General features: G+C 45.7%; 1 pseudogene. It reads right to left on the bottom strand.

Annotated features, from left to right (window positions below):
• Window positions 1–3,334: pseudogene (locus AB4496_RS23090) on the bottom strand (hypothetical protein); the annotation flags it as partial.

Consider the following 3,334-nt stretch of genomic DNA (forward strand, 5'->3'; position numbering starts at 1 on the left):
AGGGTAGTAGATAGAAGCACCTTGAGGAACACCTGCCACTTCGACTCGAAGGGTTTCAGGTGCATTTTCGGTATACGTTCCGTTTCCTGAGGCCGACAACTCTTTATCTAAAATAGTCGCATTGATTTCAATATCAATGTTTTGGCCTTCGTTACCCGCTATAGAATCCGTCGGGTCGGTATCAACATCATCGCCAACAGGCACCACATGCAGTTTGAAGCTTGGCAAGTTTGCAGCCGCAGTTGGTACACCAAGTAGCGACTCTTGAGTGAATACTTCAACGCCAAATTCAGCAGTACCACTGAAGTTTTTCGGTGGTAAAATCGAAATTTCACTTAAGTCGAATGAAAGCCCAGAAGCTTGAGGCAATTGAACACTCCACTCACCGCCACCGTTGTTTTTCACAGTGTAAGCAGAGCCAGTATCTACACGCATCTGGAAGCCATCAGGTACATCGGTGAACTTAATCGATACAAACTGTTCTGATCCATCAAGGTCAGTCAGAGCAATCGATACTGGTCCTGTACCTGACAAGGAAATAAGCTGGTCTTCGTTGCCGGTAATCTCAATTACATCAGGATCACTACCCGGCCCAGAGACAAGTACATCATCAACAACCGGAACAACATCAAAACGAACACTTGTATTGAAGGTATCGGAGTCGGTTGCAGTGCCTACCGGAAAAGCAGAGTCATTGTAGGTTGCGGTATCTGTAACTGTACCACTTACATTAATCTGCACTTGATTAATATCATTTCCAGTTGGGTAGTTTTCTATCGCCCTAAAGAGGACATTATCGAGCGCCCCCGCCGCGATTTCAGCTTGATTAAACGTGACTGAGGTACCAAGTGAAGTGCCCGTATTGTCATAGAATGCCCCTATCGAAGGGTCATCCAACGTCAAAGTAATGGATGTAAACGCCTCTTGCCCCCCTTCGACGCCTGATACCTGATCAGAAATAGTCGAATTGAAGTCGAGTTGAATGTAGGTGTCTTCGTAACCCACCGGATCTTGTCCAGCCTGACCGTCGTTATCAACAGGATTAAAGGCATCATCAAGCGAACCGACGACATTCACCTCAATCGTAGGGTCCGTCTCCGCATCTGGCGCGACTTTGATGACGACGTCGGTAAGTAACGTTTTCTCATCACCAGAGAGCGTATCTTTGGTCACTATGGTTAGTGGTAATCTAAAGTCACCAGAGTAGTCTGCCGGCAAGTTAAGTAGCAACCCTGAAAAATCAGTTGTAACGCCCTGTTCAACGGTTGTTTCGAATACATATTTTCCATTAACGAAATCGACTTCACTGCTTCCCGCCAAACTAATTGGGAAAGTGCCGCCTGGGTTAATGGTCACAGAGTCATCAATGATAATGGTCACTTGGTCTACCGAAGCATCTTCTCCAGAGAAAGTGATCACACCATTTAGTGCTGCACCTAAATCAAGTTGCGTGTCTTCGATAGCGTCGACAACATTATTAGCATCCATTGTAATGTTAGCTGCAACCTCACCTCCCCCAACAAGTACTTCTGGGAATGATAACGTCACTTCGCCTTCCCGAATAACGGCAGGAGATGACTCAACCTCAACACCATCACCGCGATCAACCACCGTACTAAAGATAGTCATCTTGATGTCATTGAATACGTCTGGAAGATTAGAAATAGGAGGGAAACCAAGACCATTAGGAGCACTGATACTAAACAAGTCCTCATTCGTCACAACCCAACGACCATCGCCTTCATAAGCCGCGCCAATAACGAGTAATTGATTCAATACGTCATCTGATAATGGAGTCTTATTCGGGTCATTATTCGTTAATTGAATAACCAGTTGGTCGACTTCCTCAATAGCAGATGATGCATCGGTTTCTTGATATCGAATAACAAATTCATCCGTGGCGGACGGATTGTCGCTGTTGGTTGTAAACTTGAGTACACCAGTCAAAGGATCGGCGCTCACCGTACCCAAAGAACCAGTTCCAGCCACGTCGTCGACGATAAGCTGATTATCGATGCCATCATGAGTCTCAACAACGGGTCTTACGATAACATTGATCGTACCTTTAACCGTCGCAGTCGCAATACCCTCACCTGGGTTAGAAGAGTCCACATATTCGTGATCACGCTCCTCAACGTCTACCTCTGTCGTCAATGTGAAATCAACGCTAGAGTCCGTTGGCGGAGTCATTTGAATAAAGTTATTCGCTAGTGCAATTTGGGTAAATTGTTCCGGCGTCTGATTCGCGTCTTTAGGGGTAATCGTTAACGTACCCGCACCATCATTCACAACAGTCACATCACCATTTACGGTGGGTGTGACACCCGGTGGAATACCGAAAATCTTAATTGAAGTGAAATGCTCATCTGAGTCGATATAGTCAACGCCTTCAGGATGCCAATCGATGTTGATAGCCGTATCTTCGTTCCCGTTTGTGACGTTGTTGTAGGTTGTTGAGGTATCGATGATAGGCTCAACCAACACTCGAATTTCTTGATCAAAAGAAAGTGTGTGACCGTCGTTTTCCGTTACGATCACTTTGCCTTGAATGTGGATATTCTCGGTCGAAGAGTCGACAGGTCGAATACGAATACCTGACGTTGTACCCGCCTCCGTAATATTAGCTTCGTAGATAGGTTTTGATAAATCAGGGCTACCACCCGGTCCGGTTTCGTAACCCACAAAGTTAAGATCAATAACCGTACCGTCACCATCCTCAATTATAACGCCATCAGGAATACCCGATAAGATGACCGTTATTGATTCGGAACCATCATCCGGTAATGGTGTAGTGCCAGTGTCAGGCTTTCTCTCACCCGACAATACCGTGAAGTCAAGCAGAGCAAAGCTGTCGCCGTTTTGACTCTCTTGAATCGTCGTTTGAACACCGCTTGCACTACCATCTGTAATTGCGGTCCAATCGGTACCATTCGTCCCACCATAAGGTGTGTCAGCAACTCCTTTCACTTCAACGTTAACCGTTTTAGTACCGAGTATTTCTACATCGACTTGTTGTGGGTTGGTTGACAGGTTTGCAGTGTCCTTCACTACACCTGTAACATCAAAAGTGAAATCCACATTGCTGTGTTTAGTTGGAACCACCTCAACGTTAGCCAAATCGGAATACGCTATTTCGTGGTAATTGGTACCACTGACAATAGGAACTACCGTGGTTGTACCCACAAAGTAAAGCACTGCGCCTTCTGTAATATTGCTGATACGAACAAACAGTTCTTCAGAGCCATCCGTATCGACCGACCCTGTCATGGTGATGACTTCGTCTAGCGTGAATGCATCTTTGTTATCCAAAGGCCCAAGGTAGTCGGGATTATCA

It is taken from the genome of Vibrio sp. 10N.222.46.A1 (assembly GCF_041473595.1).
GTDB classification, from domain to species: Bacteria; Pseudomonadota; Gammaproteobacteria; order Enterobacterales; family Vibrionaceae; genus Vibrio; species Vibrio tasmaniensis_A.